At 43.5% G+C, this 20737-nt stretch carries 7 protein-coding genes, 3 pseudogenes and 1 riboswitch; of the genes and pseudogenes, 6 read left to right on the top strand and 4 right to left on the bottom strand.

All coding sequences use genetic code 11. The features are described from left to right. Window positions 1-19 precede the first annotated feature (19 nt). From C427_RS01195 to C427_RS01180, 4 genes are all read left to right on the top strand, one after another. Window positions 20-9283, top strand: coding sequence for a filamentous hemagglutinin N-terminal domain-containing protein (locus tag C427_RS01195; protein ID WP_015430282.1), 9264 nt, complete (start codon window positions 20-22; stop codon window positions 9281-9283). Window positions 9284-10246: 963 nt separating this feature from the next. After that, the gene (locus tag C427_RS01190; RefSeq protein ID WP_007642838.1) at window positions 10247-11578 is read left to right on the top strand and encodes a nitrate- and nitrite sensing domain-containing protein; all 1332 of its coding nucleotides are present in this window, start codon (window positions 10247-10249) and stop codon (window positions 11576-11578) included. A gap of 1161 nt (window positions 11579-12739) precedes the next feature. Continuing rightward, on the top strand, window positions 12740-13111 hold the full coding sequence (locus C427_RS01185) for a transposase (protein WP_007642837.1): 372 nt from the start codon (window positions 12740-12742) through the stop codon (window positions 13109-13111). Further along, window positions 13051-13590, top strand: coding sequence for a DDE-type integrase/transposase/recombinase (locus tag C427_RS01180; RefSeq protein ID WP_148285876.1), 540 nt, complete (start codon window positions 13051-13053; stop codon window positions 13588-13590). The genes C427_RS01185 and C427_RS01180 overlap by 61 nt, the downstream gene beginning before the upstream one ends. A 130-nt stretch (window positions 13591-13720) precedes the next feature. Here the strand turns inward: C427_RS01180 and C427_RS01175 are convergent, their stop codons facing one another. The 4 genes and pseudogenes from C427_RS01175 to C427_RS01155 all read right to left on the bottom strand — a co-directional run bounded on the left by C427_RS01175 (window position 13721) and on the right by C427_RS01155 (window position 16218). Continuing rightward, on the bottom strand, window positions 13721-14071 hold the full coding sequence (locus C427_RS01175) for an IS30 family transposase (RefSeq protein WP_015430281.1): 351 nt from the start codon (window positions 14069-14071) through the stop codon (window positions 13721-13723). Window positions 14072-14136: 65 nt separating this feature from the next. Continuing rightward, a pseudogene (locus C427_RS24380) lies at window positions 14137-15024 on the bottom strand (IS982 family transposase); the annotation flags it as partial. Between the two features lie 64 nt (window positions 15025-15088). Next, window positions 15089-15250, bottom strand: a complete 162-nt coding sequence (locus tag C427_RS01160; RefSeq protein WP_226991255.1) for a group II intron maturase-specific domain-containing protein — start codon at window positions 15248-15250, stop codon at window positions 15089-15091. A 443-nt stretch (window positions 15251-15693) separates the two neighbouring features. After that, window positions 15694-16218 (bottom strand): annotated as a pseudogene (locus C427_RS01155) (reverse transcriptase N-terminal domain-containing protein). 922 nt (window positions 16219-17140) lie between these two features. Next, window positions 17141-17318, top strand: a riboswitch (molybdenum cofactor riboswitch). 33 nt (window positions 17319-17351) lie between these two features. Here C427_RS01155 and moaA point away from each other — a divergent pair. Beyond that, window positions 17352-18263 (top strand): annotated as a pseudogene (gene moaA / locus C427_RS26880) (GTP 3',8-cyclase MoaA). A gap of 727 nt (window positions 18264-18990) precedes the next feature. After that, complete coding sequence (locus C427_RS01145; RefSeq protein ID WP_007641901.1) at window positions 18991-20709, top strand: OFA family MFS transporter; 1719 nt, start codon at window positions 18991-18993, stop codon at window positions 20707-20709. Window positions 20710-20737 lie beyond the last annotated feature (28 nt).

Raw genomic sequence — 20737 nt, 5'->3', positions numbered from 1 at the left:
CGAAACCAGCGAGAACAGTATGACCAAAAAAATGGATAAGGGTATTACCAACCGAGTCAACAACTCTAAGAGCGCAACCAAAAAAAGTACACATAAATCAGCTCATCGTGTCAGCAAACTAGCCGCTGCTATCAGAAAAAATTATCTGGTCTACGGTGGTTTAATTGCCTCGCAGCTCGTTTTTTCTCAAACTACCTTGGCTGGGCCTAAGGGCGGCGTTGTAGTTGGCGGCTCGGGCAGTATTAGCAATGTGAACTTGACTACAACGCAGATTAATCAGTTCTCTGATCGTCTAGCCATCGACTGGACCTCGTTCAATATCAACCAGAATGAGATCGTCAAGTTTGTTCAGCCGTCGTCGTCATCGATTGTGCTTAACCGTATTCTTGATAAGAGCCCCAGCCAAATTCACGGCTCTATTGAAGCCAATGGTCACGTGATTTTGGTTAACCCTCGCGGCATACTGTTCTCTGAAACCTCAGTGGTTAACGTTAGCGCTATTACCGCTTCCGGTTTAAGCATTAACTCAACCGATTTTATGAATGGCGATCTACTGTTTAAAGGCGATGAAGGCGGTTCCGGTACCGTAGTTAACCGAGGCATCATAAACGCTTCCAGTGTGGCATTAGTCGGTAAGCAGGTGACTAACGACGTCACCGGCCTCATCAGTGCAGAGGTTATTTCACTGACCGGGGCTGACGAAGCGATATTAACCTTCGATGCCGACGGCATTATGGGCGTCAAAGTCACCAAAGAAATAATGGAAAATGAGCTGGGTATTGACAGTGCTGTACTCAACAGCGGCGAAATAAACGGTCAGCAGGTATTGATGCAAGCCACCGTCTCGAGTAATTTATTTACTCAGGCAGTAAATAACACCGGTGCCATTCGCGCACATGGCATAGACACTTCCAATGGTAAAATTATGCTGTTCGGCAGCGGCAGCACTGTGGTTAACCGTGGCACCTTAGATGCCTCTGGTGATATTAACGGTGGCTCAGTCCATGTCGAAGGAGACAAAACCATCAACACCGGTACCTTGCTGGCCGATGGCGGCATCGGCAAAGGCGGCGATATCAAAATTCTTGGCGATGTGGTCGAGGTAATCGGCAACTCTACAGTTTCAGCTCAAGGCCATAGCGGTGGCGGCGAAATTCTGATCGGGGGCGGTTATAAGGGTGGTAATACTGATGCGCGCAACGCCATCACCACCACTATTGGTGTTGATGCTCAAATCTTGGCAGCGGCGCGCGAAAATGGTAATGGCGGTAAAGTCATCGTCTGGGCCAATGAAGACACCTACTTTTACGGTTTTATCGATGCCAGTTCTGGCTTGCTTGGTGGCGATGGCGGTTTTATTGAAACCTCGGGTAAAATCAATTTAACCGTGCGTGGCGAAGCTGTCGCCAAGTCACATGCCGGCGGGAAGGCGGGAATGTGGTTGCTCGACCCGCGCGCTTTTATTATCAGTGACTCGATTGATGATGTTATTTGGAAGGATGGTCTCGTCGGTGGTGAGGCCACTGGCATTAAGTCTGATGTATCAGACCAAAATGTAAAAAACGGTGTGTCTTCAGGTTTTATTGAATTCATATTGAATGGCGGAACGAGTGTCAGCGTACATGTAGAAAGTGTGGGGCGCACCACTGTGTCGTGGGGTGGGGCTACCCAAAACGTGGATAATAATTCTACGGATAATACAGGCTCAATTCACGTGCAGTCTGAAATTCGCATCGACGTTGACAGTAATATTTCGCTGACTCTGGAAGCGGGTACAGTGAATGCGGCTAATACATTGACCGAAAGTAACATTACTGTTGACGCCGCCATCATAAATGAAAGTACGACCAACAGTCTTGACCTAAACCTTCTTGCTAATGGCATTGTTAGAGTAAATGAAAACATTACCACTGCCGGTGGTAATGTTCTGATTGAGGGCACTACTAGCGGTGTCAAATCCGAACAGGTGATTATCAAAGACATTGCACTGATTAATACCCAAAAAATGACGACTCCAGGTCCAGCTGACGGCTCTTTTACCGCCAGGACCCAAACTTTTATCAATAATGCGGTAATGGCTGACAAGGGCGTAAGTACCGGTCAGGGTAAGGTCACGCTGTATCTGGGCGATACCAGCACAACTGTGAACCAAATTTTAGGTAGGTTGAACACGTCAACTGCCAAACAGCTATATACCATAAGCGACGACAGCACCAGTGCATTTAAGCTTGTTCTTGAAGATAATAATGACTCATCAGCTCCCGATGGCATAGCCATCGATGCCAGCACCTTGAGCGGCAGCGATAACTTTGTAGTAGTCGGTAGCGCCGCTGTGAATGCTCAGGGCATAGCCTTCGCGTCAGTGAATAGCGTGATCCTAGATACTACCGATACAGTAACGGATAATAATACGGGCACTTATGCCTACGAGTTGGAAAGTAATAGCGCCATGAACGTCGCCGGTATTGGCTTTAATAGCGGCGCCTACGGCAATTTTAACTGGGGTGCAGGTGATACCCTTGCACTGTCGGACAGTCACACTATTGCGACCAACACGCTGATTGATGCCAAGAACGCCCAGCTACTGGGTAGCGCCACAATAGATACCTTTACGGTGACGGACAGCAATGCGCTGGACTTTACATTGGGCAGCCGCAACTTAGTTAAATTTAATAACGTCAGTACAGTCGATGCACTTGGCAATACCGATATAGTGACAGGTCAGGTTAATCAGACCTGGACATTAAAGGGTAACGAGCACCTAAGCGGTGGCAACATTGATTTTGAGCAGATTGAAGTAGCACAGGTTGTTTCGGGCAATGCCAGCATTGATGCGGGCAACACATCTGGCTCGGGCACCGACGCTTTTACAGTGTTTGGCAGTGGCGCTGTGAATGCTCAGGGTATCAACTTCTTCTCAGTCAATAGTGTGACATTGGATACTACCGATACAGTAACGGATGATAATACGGGCACTTATGCCTACGAGTTGGAAAGTAATAGCGCCATGAACGTCGCCGGTATTGGCTTTAATAGCGGCGCCTACGGCAATTTTAACTGGGGTGCAGGTGATACCCTTGCACTGTCGGACAGTCACACTATTGCGACCAACACGCTGATTGATGCCAAGAACGCCCAGCTACTGGGTAGCGCCACAATAGATACCTTTACGGTGACGGACAGCAATGCGCTGGACTTTACATTGGGCAGCCGCAACTTAGTTAAATTTAATAACGTCAGTACAGTCGATGCACTTGGCAATACCGATATAGTGACAGGTCAGGTTAATCAGACCTGGACATTAAAGGGTAACGAGCACCTAAGCGGTGGCAACATTGATTTTGAGCAGATTGAAGTAGCACAGGTTGTTTCGGGCAATGCCAGCATTGATGCGGGCAACACATCTGGCTCGGGCACCGACGCTTTTACAGTGTTTGGCAGTGGCGCTGTGAATGCTCAGGGTATCAACTTCTTCTCAGTCAATAGTGTGACATTGGATACTACCGATACAGTAACGGATAATAATACGGGCACTTATGCCTACGAGTTGGAAAGTAATAGCGCCATGAACGTCGCCGGTATTGGCTTTAATAGCGGTGCCTACGGCAATTTTAACTGGGGTGCAGGTGATACTCTTGCACTGTCGGACAGTCACACTATTGCGACCAACACGCTGATTGATGCCAAGAACGCCCAGCTACTGGGTAGCGCCACAATAGATACCTTTACGGTGACGGACAGCAATGCGCTGGACTTTACATTGGGCAGCCGCAACTTAGTTAAATTTAATAACGTCAGTACAGTCGATGCACTTGGCAATACCGATATAGTGACAGGTCAGGTTAATCAGACCTGGACATTAAAGGGTAACGGGCACCTAAGCGGTGGCAACATTGATTTTGAGCAGATTGAAGTAGCACAGGTTGTTTCGGGCAATGCCAGCATTGATGCGGGCAGTACATCTGGCTCGGGCACCGACGCTTTTACGGTGTTTGGCAGTGGCGCTGTGAATGCTCAGGGTATCAACTTCTTCTCAGTCAATAGTGTGACATTGGATACTACCGATACAGTAACGGATAATAATACGGGCACTTATGCCTACGAGTTGGAAAGTAATAGCGCCATGAACGTCGCCGGTATTGGCTTTAATAGCGGCGCCTACGGCAATTTTAACTGGGGTGCAGGTGATACTCTTGCACTGTCGGACAGTCACACTATTGCGACCAACACGCTGATTGATGCCAAGAACGCCCAGCTACTGGGTAGCGCCACAATAGATACCTTTACGGTGACGGACAGCAATGCGCTGGACTTTACATTGGGCAGCCGCAACTTAGTTAAATTTAATAACGTCAGTACAGTCGATGCACTTGGCAATACCGATATAGTGACAGGCTCTTTGGGTACAGACTGGTTGTTGACGGGCACGGATAATCAAGCGACGAATGATGGTATTACCTTTGATGGGGTAGAAAGTCTGATTGCTAATGGCGGTGCTTTACAGGGCCATAGCACTACGGGCGAAACTTACACCGTTAACAGTGGCGGCAGCGTTGATGTGGTCACGACAGTTAATATTGCTGACGCAAGCAAGGTTATGCGCGTGACGGGATTAGGCACGGTGAGTCTTCAAGACGCTGAAGATACGGTAGCTGACAGTGGCAGCTTTAATTACCTGTTATCAAGCAATGCAAATGCAACAGTTGAGGGTGTTACCTTTGACGGTTTGAGCGTGCAAGGTGATTATCGCTGGGGTGCAGGTGATACTCTTGCACTGTTGGACAGTCATAACATTGCGACCGATACGCTGATTGATGCTAAGAGTGCACAGCTACTGGGTAGCGCTGGGGTAGATACCTTTACAGTGACGGACAGCAATGCGCTGGACTTTACTCTGAGTAATCAAAACCTAGTCAAATTCAGTAATGTCAGTACGGTCGATGCGCTTGGCGGTACCGATACGGTGATGGGTCAGGTTAATCAGACCTGGACATTAAAGGGTAACGAGCACCTAAGCGGTGGCAACATTGATTTTGAGCAGATTGAAGTAGCACAGGTTGTTTCGGGCAATGCCAGCATTGACGCGGGCAATGCCAGTATTAACGCGGGCAATGCCAGTATTGACGCGGGCAATGCCAGTATTGACGCGGGCAATGCCAGTATTGACGCGGGCAACACATCTGGCTCGGGCACCGACGCTTTTATAGTGTTTGGCAGTGGCGCTGTGAATGCCCAGGGTATCAACTTCTCCTCAGTCAATAGCGTGACATTGGATACTACCGATACAGTAACGGATACGGGCACTTACGCTTACGAATTGGAAAGTGACAGCGCAATGAACGTCGCTGGTATTAGCTTTAATAGCGGCGCGTACGGCAACTTTAACTGGGGTGCAGGTGATACTCTTGCGCTGTCGGACAGTCACACCATTGCGACCAATACGCTGATTGATGCTAAGAGTGCACAGCTACTGGGTAGCGCTGGGGTAGATACCTTTACGGTGACGGGCAGCAATACGCTGGACTTTACATTGGGCAATCAAAACCTGGTTAAATTCAGTAGTGTCAATAGCGTGACATTGGATGCTTCCGATACAGTCACGGATAATAATACGGGCACTTACGCCTACGAGTTGGAAAGTGACAGCGCCATGACTGTTTTGGGCATTAGCTTTAGCAGCGGCGCCTACGGCAATTTTAACTGGGGTGCAGGTGATACTCTGGCGCTGTCAGATAACCACACTATTGCGACCAACACCCTGATTGATGCCAAGAACGCCCAGCTACTGGGTAGCGCTGGGGAAGATACCTTTACAGTGACGGACAGCAATGCGCTGGACTTTACTCTGAGTAATCAAAACCTAGTCAAATTCAGTAATGTCAGTACGGTCGATGCGCTTGGCGGTACCGATACGGTGATGGGTCAGGTTAATCAGACCTGGACATTAAAGGGTAACGAGCACCTGAGTGATGGCAACATTGATTTTGAGCATATTGAAGTAGCACAAGTTGTTTCGGGCAATGCCAGTATTGACGCGGGCAACACATCTGGCTCGGGCACCGACGCTTTTACAGTGTTTGGCAGTGGCGCTGTGAATGCTCAGGGTATCAACTTCTTCTCAGTCAATAGTGTGACATTGGATACTACCGATACAGTAACGGATGATAATACAGGCACTTACGCTTACGAGTTGGAAAGTGACAGCGCCATGACTGTTTTGGGCATTAGCTTTAGCAGCGGTGCCTTCGGTAATTTTAACTGGGGTACAAACGATACGCTGGCGCTGGCTGATGGTCACACGGTATCAGGTACTGTTGCAGCATCGGGTGCTCAGTTACTGGGCAGCGACAGTAGCGACACATTTACTATTGTTGGCGCAGGCGATATTAACTATAAGCGGGCTACTATTGGCAATACTGTGAGCTTTACGGGTGTTGCTGGTGTGCAGGGAAGCAGTAGTGACGCCATTGGCGATAGCGATATATTGATGGGTCAGGTTAATCAGACCTGGACATTAAAGGGTAACGAGCACCTGAGTGATGGCAACATTGATTTTGAGCATATTGAAGTAGCACAGGTTGTTTCGGGCAATGCCAGCATTGACGCGGGCAACACATCTGGCTCGGGCAACGACGCTTTTACAGTGTTTGGCAGTGGCGCTGTGAATGTGAATGCTCAGGGTATCGACTTTTATTCAGTCAATAGCGTGACATTGGATACTACCGATACAGTAACGGATGATAATACAGGCACTTACGCTTACGAGTTGGAAAGTGACAGCGCCATGAATGTTTTGGGCATTAGCTTTAGCAGCGGTGCCTTCGGTAATTTTAACTGGGGTACAAACGATACGCTGGCGCTGTCGGATAACCATAACATTGCGACAGATACCCTCATTAATGCCAAGAATGCCCAGCTACTGGGTAGCGCTGGGGTAGATACCTTTACAGTGACGGACAGCAATGCGCTGGACTTTACTCTGGGTAATCAAAACCTAGTCAAATTCAGTAATGTCAGTACGGTCGATGCCCTTGGTGGCACCGATATAGTGACAGGCTCTTTGGGTACAGACTGGTTGTTAACGGGCACGGATAATCAAGCGATTAACCATGGCATCACCTTTGATGGGGTACAACAACTGGTAGCCAATAACGCAGGTGTGGTTGCGCTTGATGGAGCGTCAGAGACCTTCATCATCAATGGTGCTGGCAATGTTGATGTTCACAACGGTGTTGTAGCCAACAAAATGAATATCACCGGTTTGAATAAGGTGACGCTGAAGGACGGTGAAGACTCAGTTAGCGACAGTGCCGATTTGGATTACGTCTTGTCCAGTGACACTATAATGAGCGTTGGCGGGATTGAATTTAACGGTTTGGCCGTGCAAAGCAATTACGGATGGGGTGCAGGTGATACTCTGGCACTCGCGTCCGGTCACTCGGTATCAGGTACTGTTGCAGCATCGGGTGCTCAGTTACTGGGTAGCGACAGCAGTGACACATTTACCATTGTTGGCGCGGGCGATATTAACTATCAGCAGGCCAATATTGGCGATGTAGTAAACTTTACTGGTATCAGTACGGTCAATGCTGGTAGCGGCAGTGATCAAGTTAATGCAGCGGCTAACACTGATTGGCAGCTGAATAGCAACAATGCTTTAAGCGCGCAAGGTGTTAACTTTACCGGTGTCGAAAAAGCGTCGGCGACCACTAGCCGCTTATTGGCAACTACTGGCAATGATAGCTTTAGACTAAGTGAAGTTGGCAGTGTATCGGTGGCTGGAATTGTCTTTGACGGACTTGACAATATCGACGGCAACGGTGGCACAGATAATGTTGATGGTAACGGTGCTGTCTGGTCGGCGAGTTCGGCAGAGGCCGCTAAGGCCATTGCGGTAATGAGTGGTATATCAGTGATTTTTACCGATATCGATGCGGTGCTCAATACCGGCAATTTTGCGGGAGTTGATATTAACAGCACCTATAATTTTAGTGATATCAATACTATGAGCTATACCGGTATTACCTTTAGCGGAGTGAGACAGCTCGATGCGGGTAGTGCAACAGGTGAGTTACAAGGTGGTGACTTAGACAGTACCTGGATCTTAGGTGACGGTAGAGGTCGTGTTAGCAGTAGCGGTAATAGTTTAGGTTTTAGCGGTATTGAAAATATTACCAGCGGCGGCGGTGTTGATAATTTCATTGTCAGTTCTGGTGCGATTAATAATATTGACACCGGTGCTGGCGAAGACTTTGTCAACCTTGATGGGGGGTTAGTTAATAGCCTTAATACAGGCGCTGGAGATGACGTGGTGGAACTTAACAATGTGGCCTCGGCATCAGTCTCGTTGCAGGGTGGTAGTGGTACCGATAGATTACTGGTTAATATTGACAACATAGAGTGGAGCGTCACGGGTCCTGTGAGTGCGACTAACTATGTTAGCGGTACTGCTTTTAGTGAGTTTGAGGACTTGACTAATAGCAGCACTAATTTGGACCTAGATACTTCTTTAACGACCACCTTCAACAGTGATAATGTGAGCTTCAACGATGGCAGTATGACACTGTCCTATAATTCTAACGGTGACATTTTACTCGACAGCCAAGCAACCGGAGCTAACAGTATCACCGGGACGGTCGTGGCTAACCGTCTCGACATCAGTGCTTCAGGCGATATTGATCTCGACACCGAGATTGTTGAGCTGAAAGTGGCTAATAATGGCAGCTCAATTAATGTAGATGTATCAGCCAAAAAAGATTTGGTGATTGAACAGGTTGATGCCGGTGCGGCTGGTAACATAGTGTTAACCAGTAAAAACTTAGGGGCACTGACTTTTAAAACCTTACTCGAAATCCATCTTATTGCCAATACCGTAAATTTGGGTACAGAGTCGGAACGCCTTGAGTCTATGGGTGAAATTAATAATCAATTGCGTGCTAATGTGCTTACCAGCGTAGATATTGTTGCCGTAAGCTTTGTTACCCCCGATTTTTTTAATCAGCAACCAAGCGTTAGTGCAACCGGTGATAAGTTGCAGTCTTTTACTAGCGCCAAAACATACCAGGGTTTGCAGTCGATAAAGGATACGGTCGAAGAACTTACTCAAATTAACCAGGCTATCCTCAACGAAGTGAGTCCTTACAGTATTGGCGTCGATGCACTATATAACCCTGAGATGCGCTTAATTGACGGTGTTTTACTGCCGATTGAGGCAACTGCAGCGGATGATGAATACGACGATTATAGTAACTTGCAAAATTTTCCGTTAAAGCCTGCCAGCTAAGATCAAACATATATGGTGCAACTGCAACTGCGCAATGATTTGTCTGAGGTCTATGAAGTTCAAGGTGGTGGCACCCTTTGGAGTATAGCTAAAAAATATCTAGATGACCCAATACTATGATTTGACTTGTGGAAGCAAAGTCAACAGATACAGAACCCAGATTTGATCTACCTAGGAGATGTAATCAAGGTAATTGTTGAGAACGTCAAAGCCTTCTTGACCATTAACCGCATTCAAGGTGACAGCCGAATTTAGTAACGTTGAAGTTTTTGTTAATATTAGAGAAAGAGAGATAAATGGCGACAATGTTGTTAAAAGTATACTTAACCTAAATCCTGTTTAAGGATTCAGGTTACATAATTTTGTATTGTGTCGATACGAGCAGAGTTATATTGCACGGCAAAAAATAGTGTCTTTTACCTTCTATTTGCCTTGAGAGTGATACTGAATTGTAATATTTTAATGTACCTGAAGCACTAAACTCATGTGGTCCCCACATTGCACTGTATATTTTGAGATTAAAACCACTGGCTCTAATATGAGCAGAATAGTTTGAATATTTTTTCTCAATGTCGACTTGTTATAAAAATCGGAATACAACGCTCTATAGGTTTCGTCTACATCAACGTTCCCCGGAACGGTCTCAGTTTGTATCTTAGTTGGAGCTTTCAGAAAGCGGTGTTGCCATCTAAATGCGCTGGTGCAAATAAGTCTGTTTGAATAAAATCAATTCATCATCATAAGAAAAGGCAATATTCAAAACTGATTTGCATAACAACGAGAGGTGCTTATTTTAAATTATTAATAACTTGAAAACAATTGAGTAATAGATGAAAGATAGCCAACCTTCTCCCCTTAAAAAATATAAAATAGATGTCAAGATGAAAAATATCAGGCATCATGTTTTATGTTACGAAAAATAACGTTTTATTTTATCTATACTCTGATATCAAAGGAGGGAAAATGGGATATAGTGAAGCGACTAAACGCTTTCTGCTGGCAGCGAAACACGCAGAGATCAACGCACTTAAACGATTGTTGGCTAACTGCCAGGTTGTTAACTCGATCAGTGTGTTTATTCATCAGTTACAAAAGGAACGGGGTACTAGCAACATATTTTTAGCCTCACGTTGTGAACGATTTACTAAACAACGTACAGAACAGATATTACAAAGTGTTTTGGCGGAAGACTTTCTGCGTAGTCAATTCAAAACTCAGTATTTAATTGGTCATGACACCGCTGACAATATGCGACTCCTTAACAGTATAAGTATCGCTCTACAGGGCATGGATAATCTTCCGGTTTTGCGCCATAAAATTGATAGCTTAGCCATTTCTCCGCTTAATTCTTCGCAAGCTTATTGTCGACTTGTCGCAGGTTTATTAAACGTTGTTTTTGAAGCTGCCGATGTGGCAAGTGACCCTGCCATTACTCGCATTCTGGTTGCTATGTTTAATTTTATGCAAGGCAAAGAATATACCGGACAAGAGCGGGCTTGGGGGGCGATCGGTTTTGCAGAAACCCACTTTAACCAAGAGCTGTGTGAACGTCTCGAACAGTTGCAAGTTGCGCAGCGAAATTGTTTCCAAATATTTCTAGAGTTTGCTAGTCAATCTGACAAGCAACTTTGGCTTGAGTTGGAGACAAGCACACCAATGAAATCCATTGAGCAAATGCGTAATATGATCCGTAAACTCGTTGATGGCTCGCCTATTTCGGCAGAAATCAGTGAAGTTTGGTATGAAGTTGCCACACAGCGGATAAACCAAATGCATGTAATGGAAGAAAGCATTGCGGAAACCTTAGTCAACTTAGCTAATAAACGGGTTAAACAAGCCTCTGCTGAACTCTGCCACCACAACAAACGCTTAAAAATGTTTGCAAATTTGACTGAAAGTGATGATTCAAGCTTCAGCATGTTGTTCGATTCTGCAATGCCTGGTTTACGAGGTGCTGAAAACCTCAGTGAATTAGACCTTGACGCCAGCAATAAGTTAAATGTGAGTCATTCTTTTTACGACTTATTACGCGATCAATCTAAACATATAAAAAAAATGGCAGATGAACTTAATGACGTAAAACGCGCATTAACAGAACAAAAAACCATAGATAGAGCCAGATTGTTAATGATGGAACAGCTCAAATTAAGCGAAGCAGAAGCCTATCGCTTATTGCAAAAACGCGCGATGGATAACAATATTCGTATCGCTGAAATGGCGGATTTAATAGTCAAAGCTACAAGTTCAAATCAGTCAGCAATTTACAAAGCTAAACTGCAACAGATGTCTATGTAAACTAATAGTGAGCAGCAAAGTTCTGGATTGCACATAAACTAAGTCGATTATAAACAGCCGATTCGAAACACATCTAGGATTGTAATTGTTCAATTTGAGCGTGTAATTCATAGGCTAAAAATTCGGCGGCGGGATGCTCTTCTGCATCGATGTGGTATTCGACTTGCATGGTCACATCAATGATCGTTTAAATCATAACTTCACGCGAAGCTCTATTTTACTTATTAATTGTTTCAATGAATCCAAATTTTGCATCGTCAAGACCCCTTTAATATCGCTTATTTTAATATGAAAGTTGATTTGATACTGGGCAATTCAAAGGATAAAATCATTATGCTGAAGCCGATTAGCATGAGCCTGCTCAGGGGTAGGCCCTAAGTACCTAATAAGCGTTTGATAAAAATGTTAAGTATCTGTCGGTTTAGGAAAATACTCAAAAATGCACGCTAACAAGATTTGCCTTTTACTTGCTGAGTCTTCATTTGCAGTGAACATAACGATAGGCGACATAAAACCCTTATTTCTCGATAATGTAGTCGCTTATTGCCCGTCATCAATCTGGTTTAACCTGGTAGCGGTTTTGTTAACCAGATAAGCAATCAGGCGACGACTATCCTCAGCACAGAATATATGTCCATTAATTTGGGGATTTTAACGTCTAGTGAATTTTCATTTTGCAACGACTTTTCAAACTCTCACTGGGAATACACTGTTTTACTTATCGCTGCGCTTCTCCAGAACAGGTAAATGGCAAACTGGGCAACTTCACCGAACTGGCTAAGTCCTTTATGTGTTAACCCAAAATTTCGTCAAGTTTTTGCTGATATATAAACCCAAGTCCGTGCCGCCATAGAGCTTAATACTCGACTTATTATCCTGTGAAAAATAGGTAAACAAACGTAATTATTGCTCCTCGTTCTTGCCTTGTATTTTGTATATCGATATCTTAAAAATACCCTCCGAAACACTTATCGGGAACATATATCAGTAAAAGTCATATTTCCTTTTATTTAGGATTCTTTAGTAAAAGACAACCGAATGTATAATCTTGTTTGCCTAAATTTAACCAAAAAATCATTTTCGTCTAACCATACCTATTGACGTGGTTGAATAAATCCGGTCACCCAGTCAAAACATAATAAGCCTAACTGGAGATAGATAATGACGGCACGTAAGAAATATTCAAAAGAATTTAAATTGGATGCCATCGCATTAGTGATAGAACAAAGATACAGTCGAGTTGAGGCGGCTACGAATTTAGGTATTACTGCTCAGATACTGGGTCGTTGGCTCAAAGAGGCAGAAGATGATAACGGCCATGCTTTTCGCGGTAATGGCACCCTGACACCCGAACAAGCCAAAATCCTCAGCTTGAAGGGACAAGTCAAACGCCTCGAAATGGAGCGTGAAAGATTGACAGAACAAGCCGTTAAAATACATCAAAATAGTCGAGGTGCTGCGGCGCGAGAACCATTGCAGGTCAACTCAATCAAAACGGTGAAAATGTCGGGCGTTATAAAGCGGCCAGTTTGATGAAAGAGGTAGGACTCGTCAGCACACACCCCAGAAAACTAGCTAAAAATAGCGAAAATGAATCGAAAATTGCGCCTAATTTACTCAAACGGCAATTTAATGTTGAAGATAAAAATCAGGTCTGTTGCGTTGGTGTCACCTATCTTTGGTCTGGAACACAGTGGTTATATTTAGCCGTATTTATGGACTTATTCGCTAGGAAAATAGTGGGTAGGGCCTGTGTAGACAGTACTAATACCGACTTGATCTGTGCAGCATTACGAATAGCTTTTGAGACCCGAAGACGCCCAAAAATCTTAATTCTTTATTCAGACCAAAGCTGTCACTACATGAGTCTTCAATACCGACAAATGCTCTGGAAATATCAAATTCCCCAAAGTATAAGTCGACGCGGCAACTGTTGGGATAATGCGGTAATGGAACGTTCTTTTAGAAGGGCATATTCAAGTCTGAAGTGCATAACCTCTAAGCAGCTATAGCCACCATGTGTTCAACCATTAGCTTGGCTGGCTTTTTATAATTTAGTTTCTTTCTTGGCCTATCATTGAGATTGACTATTACATCCTGAACGGCTTATTGCGATTCCTTTTAAAAGTCTGTTGATTTCGGCTAATATTGTCGTAATAGGCCATTGGTGTTTTCATTCAGCCCTCGTTGCCACGAACAATAAGGATCTGCAAAATAAACATCACATTTCAAACTTTCAGTCATCTGTTCATGGTACCCAAATTCTTCACCATTATCTGCTGTGATCGTTAGCACCGCGCCTTTAAACGGTGCTAACAAAGCTATGGTGGCTGCTGTGTCTTTTTTAGCTGATTTGTCATCTAGACATGTCGAAACAGTAAAGCTAGTATTCCGCTCTACAATCGTGACCAGTGCGCCACTGTGCCCTTTGCCAAAGGGCCAGGTTAATTTCCCAATTACCTCTTCTACGTAAATGTTGGAATAAATAGCCACCAATTGCCTGTCAGACCAAATGTGCTGATAAATGGTTTCATAACTAGCCTGAGATCTGCATAAGCGATGATCATAGAGTTCAGCTCTACGTCAGTTAAATTGAAGCTTGGCTTATTTTCTTTTAAACAATAAGCGACCAATCCCGCGAGTAATTCAGCATAAAGCCGTTCATACTCCGATGCCTTGAGTGTTCGATATAAGAAATATTCTTAAGTTGGTCGTTTATTGTTTCAATTATATAGCGCCTTGAAAGCATGGCTCTATCCCACAACGATATAGCTCTTGCTTTCATATTTTTGCGAACGGTTGTGATGAGACTTACACCTTTGTCTAATAAATCTGCTTCCAAATCTTTACTCAAATAGCCTTTGTCTCCATACAATTTATCAGTCAAGCCTTCTGCTAATTCACGTACGGGTTGGGTGTCATGTACATTGGCGGTTGTGACTTTCGCAGCAACAATTTCACCGTGATGATTGACGACTAAGTGGAGCTTAAAACCATAAAACCAACCCATAGTACCTTTACCTCGTTGAGCGATACCGTCGAAGGTTTTATGTCTAGGTATTCGATGTTATGACACACCTTGATGCTTGTAGAGTCAATGAATTCATGTCCTGATGGCTTTCCTTTAAGTGATGTAAAGTAGGCACACATGAGCACGGTAACTCTAGGCATGACCGCTAGAATCGTGTGTAATTCAATAAATTTGGAAACGCATTTTTGTACACAAGAGATACATACCCAAGAGAGTAGTTTTTGAAATCACGGTAATATGACATATGAAAACTGACGACAATCGTCATGATTTCATATGTGGTCATTTGCCCTTCTCTTTGCCCTTCTTTTTGACGTTTTCGCGTACCGTCTTCAAGCAGTTGTTTACGCCATTGAGGAATAAATACTTTGCAAAAATCATCGACATCACAAAACAGCTCAACTAATTTACTCATGCCTGTTCCTTTTTAGATTCATCTCTTTTAGTCGAAAGATCGGATCTTGGAACAGGCATTTAGTTCAATTTATTAAACAGGATTCAGGATAATTGGCCCAGCCAACTATCTTTCGATTAAGCGAGCCAATTAATGTAGCCATTGATGTCGAAATGCCCTTCTTGATCGCTAACCTAATAGACTCAAGAAATAATTTGATGCCGCTTTTACTTGGCTTAGTTAGCAACTTTTGAGCATATTTGCGTAAATTAAATTCAAAGAAATCAAATCCCTTTGTAATCGACGTAATCAAAGTTTTTCCTTAGGGAAGCGTTAGATCTCGCTCTAACAGGAGACTCACTACTGAAGGCTTTATTGTGTCCTCTAACAACTCCTTAAAATTGGCAGTGATCACAAGATCGTCAGTATATCTTATCAAGTGGACAATTTGGTAAGGCTTAGTGATCAACTCAAGCATTGATTCCATGCCATCCAAAGCACTATTTAACAAGCTGGGCGATATAATACCGCTTGCGTAGTAACGGCTGTCATAGGAGATAAACGCCCATTATCCATAAAACCTGCCGTTAACCATTGCTTCAACACGTTCTGCTCTAACTTCAGATGTTGATATAGCCATGCATGGCTAATATTATCGAAACAACCTTTGATATCATCTTCAAGGAACCATCACGCCGATGTTCGTTGCGCTAACACGATAAAGCACCTTTCAATGGCGTCAGCAACCGAACGCTTAGGACGGAAACCATAGTAATGGTGATTCGCTGTTACCTCAGCAATAGGCTCATACGCCAATAGAAATAGCGCCTGTATTGCCCTATCAAACATAATTGGGGTCCCCCAAAGCCGCTTCTTCCCATCCTTTTTGAGGATGTAGACGCATCTCAATGATTGTGAACGATAACGACAACCGAAAAGCGCAATACTCGCTTCCCATTTCTGTTTTGCATTAACCCACAAAACACCATCAACCCCAGCAGTATTGCGTCCTTTATTATCAGTAACGCGTTTAACTGCCAGTAATTTAGCTTGATGGTATCGTGTTAGTAAATGTGATAACGCTTAGACTTTACCCCAGCGTTTAGCTCTAGCTGATTTAGCAATACGCATTTGCAGTCGATGAACATCTTGCCTGACCTGGTTCCAACCAATAGGAGACCAATTAGCAAAAGGTGAAGACGCACCACCATGCATTACTGCAGGCGGCATTTGCTTTTCCTCATAAACTCAATTCTCCAAATTCTCTCACTATTGAGAACCAGTCGGACGTGGACCATCTTTCGAGCTAGGCAAACCATGCCTTATGCAGATCGTTACAACCTGCCATTTGCTTCTTCCGACCTCCTATGCCTGCATAGCCATTACTTGCTCTGACGAGCTTGCTACCTTACGGAGCTATACGGGGTTTCCAGGTTTCGTTCCTACGACTCGATAGGTAAGACCTCTTGTTAATACCGGCGGCATAATTGCTCACAAACCCCATCTGTGAAAGGATATTCCAAACCTCGCTCCATTTGGTAAAGCTTATTAGCCATTTTTAGCTTTTCAACAGTTACGATACTTACCAAGATTTGCATTTGCTGATCATACCATCATCCCTAGCACCATCACCGCTTTCGACTAGCAGATTCAAGCCTGCCTTAACAGGCAGTATTTACGGTTCCCCGCGGTTACATTGTCCTCAGCGCTTTGCACCTAAACGTTACCGTTAACGCACAGCGAAGAAGGGAACTACTGGTGAGACAGTAGGTTTAACATCCAATTGGTTGGATTAAACAATCACTGGAGCAACACCGTGTCGCACCACAGAATCTATTACAGGCTCCCAAATTCATTTAAATACTTTTCTCAATGGGCTTGTCATGTTCAACAGGCCATTATTTCACTTAAAATAAAGTAACCTAAAACATATTTAATTTATATCAAATATGTGTCGAACACCGCAAAAATAAGCACATACTTTTCAACTTTGTTTATTTGTTGTTTATCCAATGTTTTGTTTTCAGTTTTATAATAACTACTACGATACTTAAATTGTTAATATTTTTTATTGAAGTACGAGTTAATATTGAAGTACCGCTTAAATAGGACCATTTATCAAGCTATGTTACTAATAATATTGGATTAACCTCGAGCCCTTAAACCTAAACCTTAATGACAAGGTTTACTGGCCGCGATACTGATGTTCTCATCGGTATCGTCAGGGTTTTAAGAGAAACCAATCAGCCTCCCCTAAGTGTCACATAATTTCGTGTAGCTACTTCATTTTGGAAAGATGTTAGTGATATGTGAGAAGATAAATTTCGCGTCGCTTCCACTATTTGCGAATGTCTATTCCAGATGTATGTAATTTCAGCTGTGAATATTGCCTGCCTGATGGGTACCAATGTGTTACCTCCCCGAGACTTTTTAGGCTAGACGAAATTCGTAAAATTGCCAGCGCGTTTGCTAACCCTGGCACTAGCAAAATCAGCATCACCGCTGGTGAACCTTCGTTACGTAAATAATTGAAGCCTCTGCCAACACACCGGGTATCGAGCATGTTGCGATTACCTGTAATGGTTATATGCTACCAGAGTAAATTAACAGTTGGGTCGATGCAGCGATAACGTCATTGAATGTCAGTATTGATAGCCTTGAACCGCGCATTTTGCTGCTATTACCGGGCATAATAAATTACAAACAATTATGCAAGGTATCGAACTAGCAATTGAGCTAGGTGTCAAGGTTAAGGTCAACGCTTTATTGATGCACCATTTTAACCACAATGAGCTCGATAATTTTTTGAATTGGATAAAAGACACACCGATCACATTGCGTTTTATTGAACTGACGTAAACAGGTGATAACAAGCACTTTTTTGACCAAAATCATATATCAGGTTTACCCATAAAAGAGCGTTTACTCAATAACGAGTGGAGCCAAATTGTGCAGGATAAAACTGCGGGCCCAGCGCAAGAATTTACACACCATCTCTGCAAAGGAAATATTGGGCTTATCATGCCCTACAGTAAAGGTTTTGTGTTACTTGTATTAGGTTACGTATTTCAGCTATGGGAGAATTACACCTGTGCCTGTCCAGTGAGCACGGACTAGATATTAGGCAATTTTAGCTGGATAACACTGAACGGCGTCTGCAAGATGAGTTTGTAAGTTTATTAGCAGATAAAAAATCCACTCACTTTTTGCATGATGGTTACACAGGAGCCACCAAACACTTAGCGATGTTTGGCGGATAAATATCTTCACCCCGATTATCTGTCCTCTACCAGGTTAGTCTAGGCGCTACTTGCATCCGCAAAACTTCCCGCGCTCCATACCATATTTTTATCGAACCACAGCCCAACGTAAAGATAATGTTTTGTTGTTGTCATGCTCAGCTCAATGCGATGCTTGCTCATTATTTTATTCTTAGGTAGCCACTACCGCTTCAGTAAGTGAAAAGGTGACATACTTATAAAATAGTCATCAGTCAAGTCGATACTGATACGGTTAACACGTTTATAAATGATCATGGGCGATTAAGATTTTTAAATATCCACATGTAGAAAAATCAGGTATATAAGCAATTATTTTCATATTTGTATATGCATATTCCGATGCTATAGTCGCGCCATTGTAAATGGTTTGTAAATTAATTGTAAAGTAGAAAGGCGGCATTAAAAGGTTTCATATATGATATTAAATTCATATTTTGATTCGCTTATAAAAATTAATAGCAACTAATAAATCATATTGCTGCATTTATGAAAGTGCACATTTTCTTTATTTATTGTCTTTACTTCCACTAAAAATTACTGAATGCCGGCTACTGTGAAACTGGAGCGAAACACTCTTGGTGCATATTTCATATAACACTTATGGTGCATGAAATATAAATAAAAAAAGACAAAAATAAAACGTTTAGCATGGACGAATTGAAGGTAAATAAGTCTCTATTAATTTATAGTAAAAAGGTCAAAGCACATGTCTAATAAAACAGGTGGTTTTTTTTCTTTTTTGATGAAAGAAAAAATCATTGCCAAAGCGGGATTTAATCGCTGGCTAGTCCCTCCAGCATCCATTGCAATCCATCTATGTATTGGCTCAGTTTATGCCTGGAGTATTTTTAATCCTGCGTTAATCAAAGAGCTAGGGGTGGTCACAGGTTCTGCGGGTGACTGGACATTAAGTAGTGTGGTATGGATATTTTCTGTAGCAATCGTGTTTCTTGGTTTATCTGCCGCAGTTGCCGGTAAATGGCTAGAAGCGGTGGGCCCTCGTTGTGTTGGTGTTACTGCAGCTTTCCTATGGGGTGGTGGCTTTATTATTGGTAGTGTCGGTATTGCTACTCATCAATTGTGGCTGGTATACCTAGGTTATGGCGCCCTTGGCGGTTGTGGGTTGGGTTTAGGATATGTATCTCCTGTTTCGACCCTACTACGCTGGTTTCCAGATAAACGTGGCATGGCCACGGGTATGGCAATTATGGGTTTTGGTGGCGGAGCTATGATCGGTGCACCTTTAATTGCTTTTTTATTAAAGCTGCATGCTGTTGCACCTACTTATCTAGGAGCCGAAGGTTCAGTTAAATTAATAACTGAAGCAGGTAAACGTTTTGTTGAAACAGCCTCGGGTAGCATAGAAGTTGTGGTGGCGACCGCGAGTGAAGCCGCGACAATGGCGATTCCTGGTGATGCTGGTATATACGTAGTGGGCAGTGGTAACACGGGTGCTGCAGGTACATTCTTAACTCTAGGTATTGTGTACTTTATCGTCATGATCATCGCTTCTTTTTCATACCGTGTTCCTGCAGAAGGCTGGGAGCCAGAGGGCTGGACACCACCAGCTAAAGATGAATCAGCTAAGAGCATGATTAGTCATAACCATGTGCACATTGACCAAGCTATTAAGACACCGCAATTCTGGAAATTATGGGTTGTACTTTGCTTCAACGTTACTGCCGGTATCGGCGTAATTGGAGTTGCGAAAACGATGATGGTGGATATTTTTGGTTCCACTTTACCCACAGTTGCTACGGCCACTTTTGCCGGTACTTATGTATTAATGATTTCTGTATTTAATATGTGTGGACGATTCTTTTGGGCTTCTATTTCTGATTTCATTGGTAGAAAAAACACCTATCACTGGTTCTTTGCTTTAGGCACCCTTCTATACTTGTCTATTCCTTATGCGGCTTCACAGGTGAGTGCTGATCCTTCAGTTACTTGGTTGATTATGTTTTATGCTGCGACCATGATTATTTTCACTATGTATGGCGGTGGTTTCGCAACTATCCCTGCATATTTAGCTGATATTTTTGGAACGTTACATGTTGGTGGAATACACGGTCGTTTGTTAACAGCGTGGGCTACTGCTGGCGTCCTAGGACCATTTGCTATCACGTATCTAAGAAACATGTCACTAAATGATGCCATTGCCGACTTAGTTGCAAAAATAGATCCAGCTGTATTTCAGGCTAAATTTGGTTCGGCGGTAAGTCAGCTAAATGAATTGGTTGCGGCTAAAACAGTCACGGTAAGCAAGTTGATGGAACTAGTGCCCGCTGGCACAATTGATCCAACGCCAAGCCTATACAATACGACTATGTATGTTATGGCAGCATTATTGGTGATTGCTTTCTTTGCTAACTTAACGGTTCGACCAGTTGATGCAAAACATCATGTAGAAAATACGCATCCATAAATAAAGTCCATTGGTGGGCTGAATGAGG

It is taken from the genome of Paraglaciecola psychrophila 170 (assembly GCF_000347635.1).
In the GTDB taxonomy this organism is placed as follows: Bacteria; Pseudomonadota; Gammaproteobacteria; order Enterobacterales; family Alteromonadaceae; genus Paraglaciecola; species Paraglaciecola psychrophila.
This window is presented reverse-complemented; position numbering and strand designations above follow the sequence as displayed.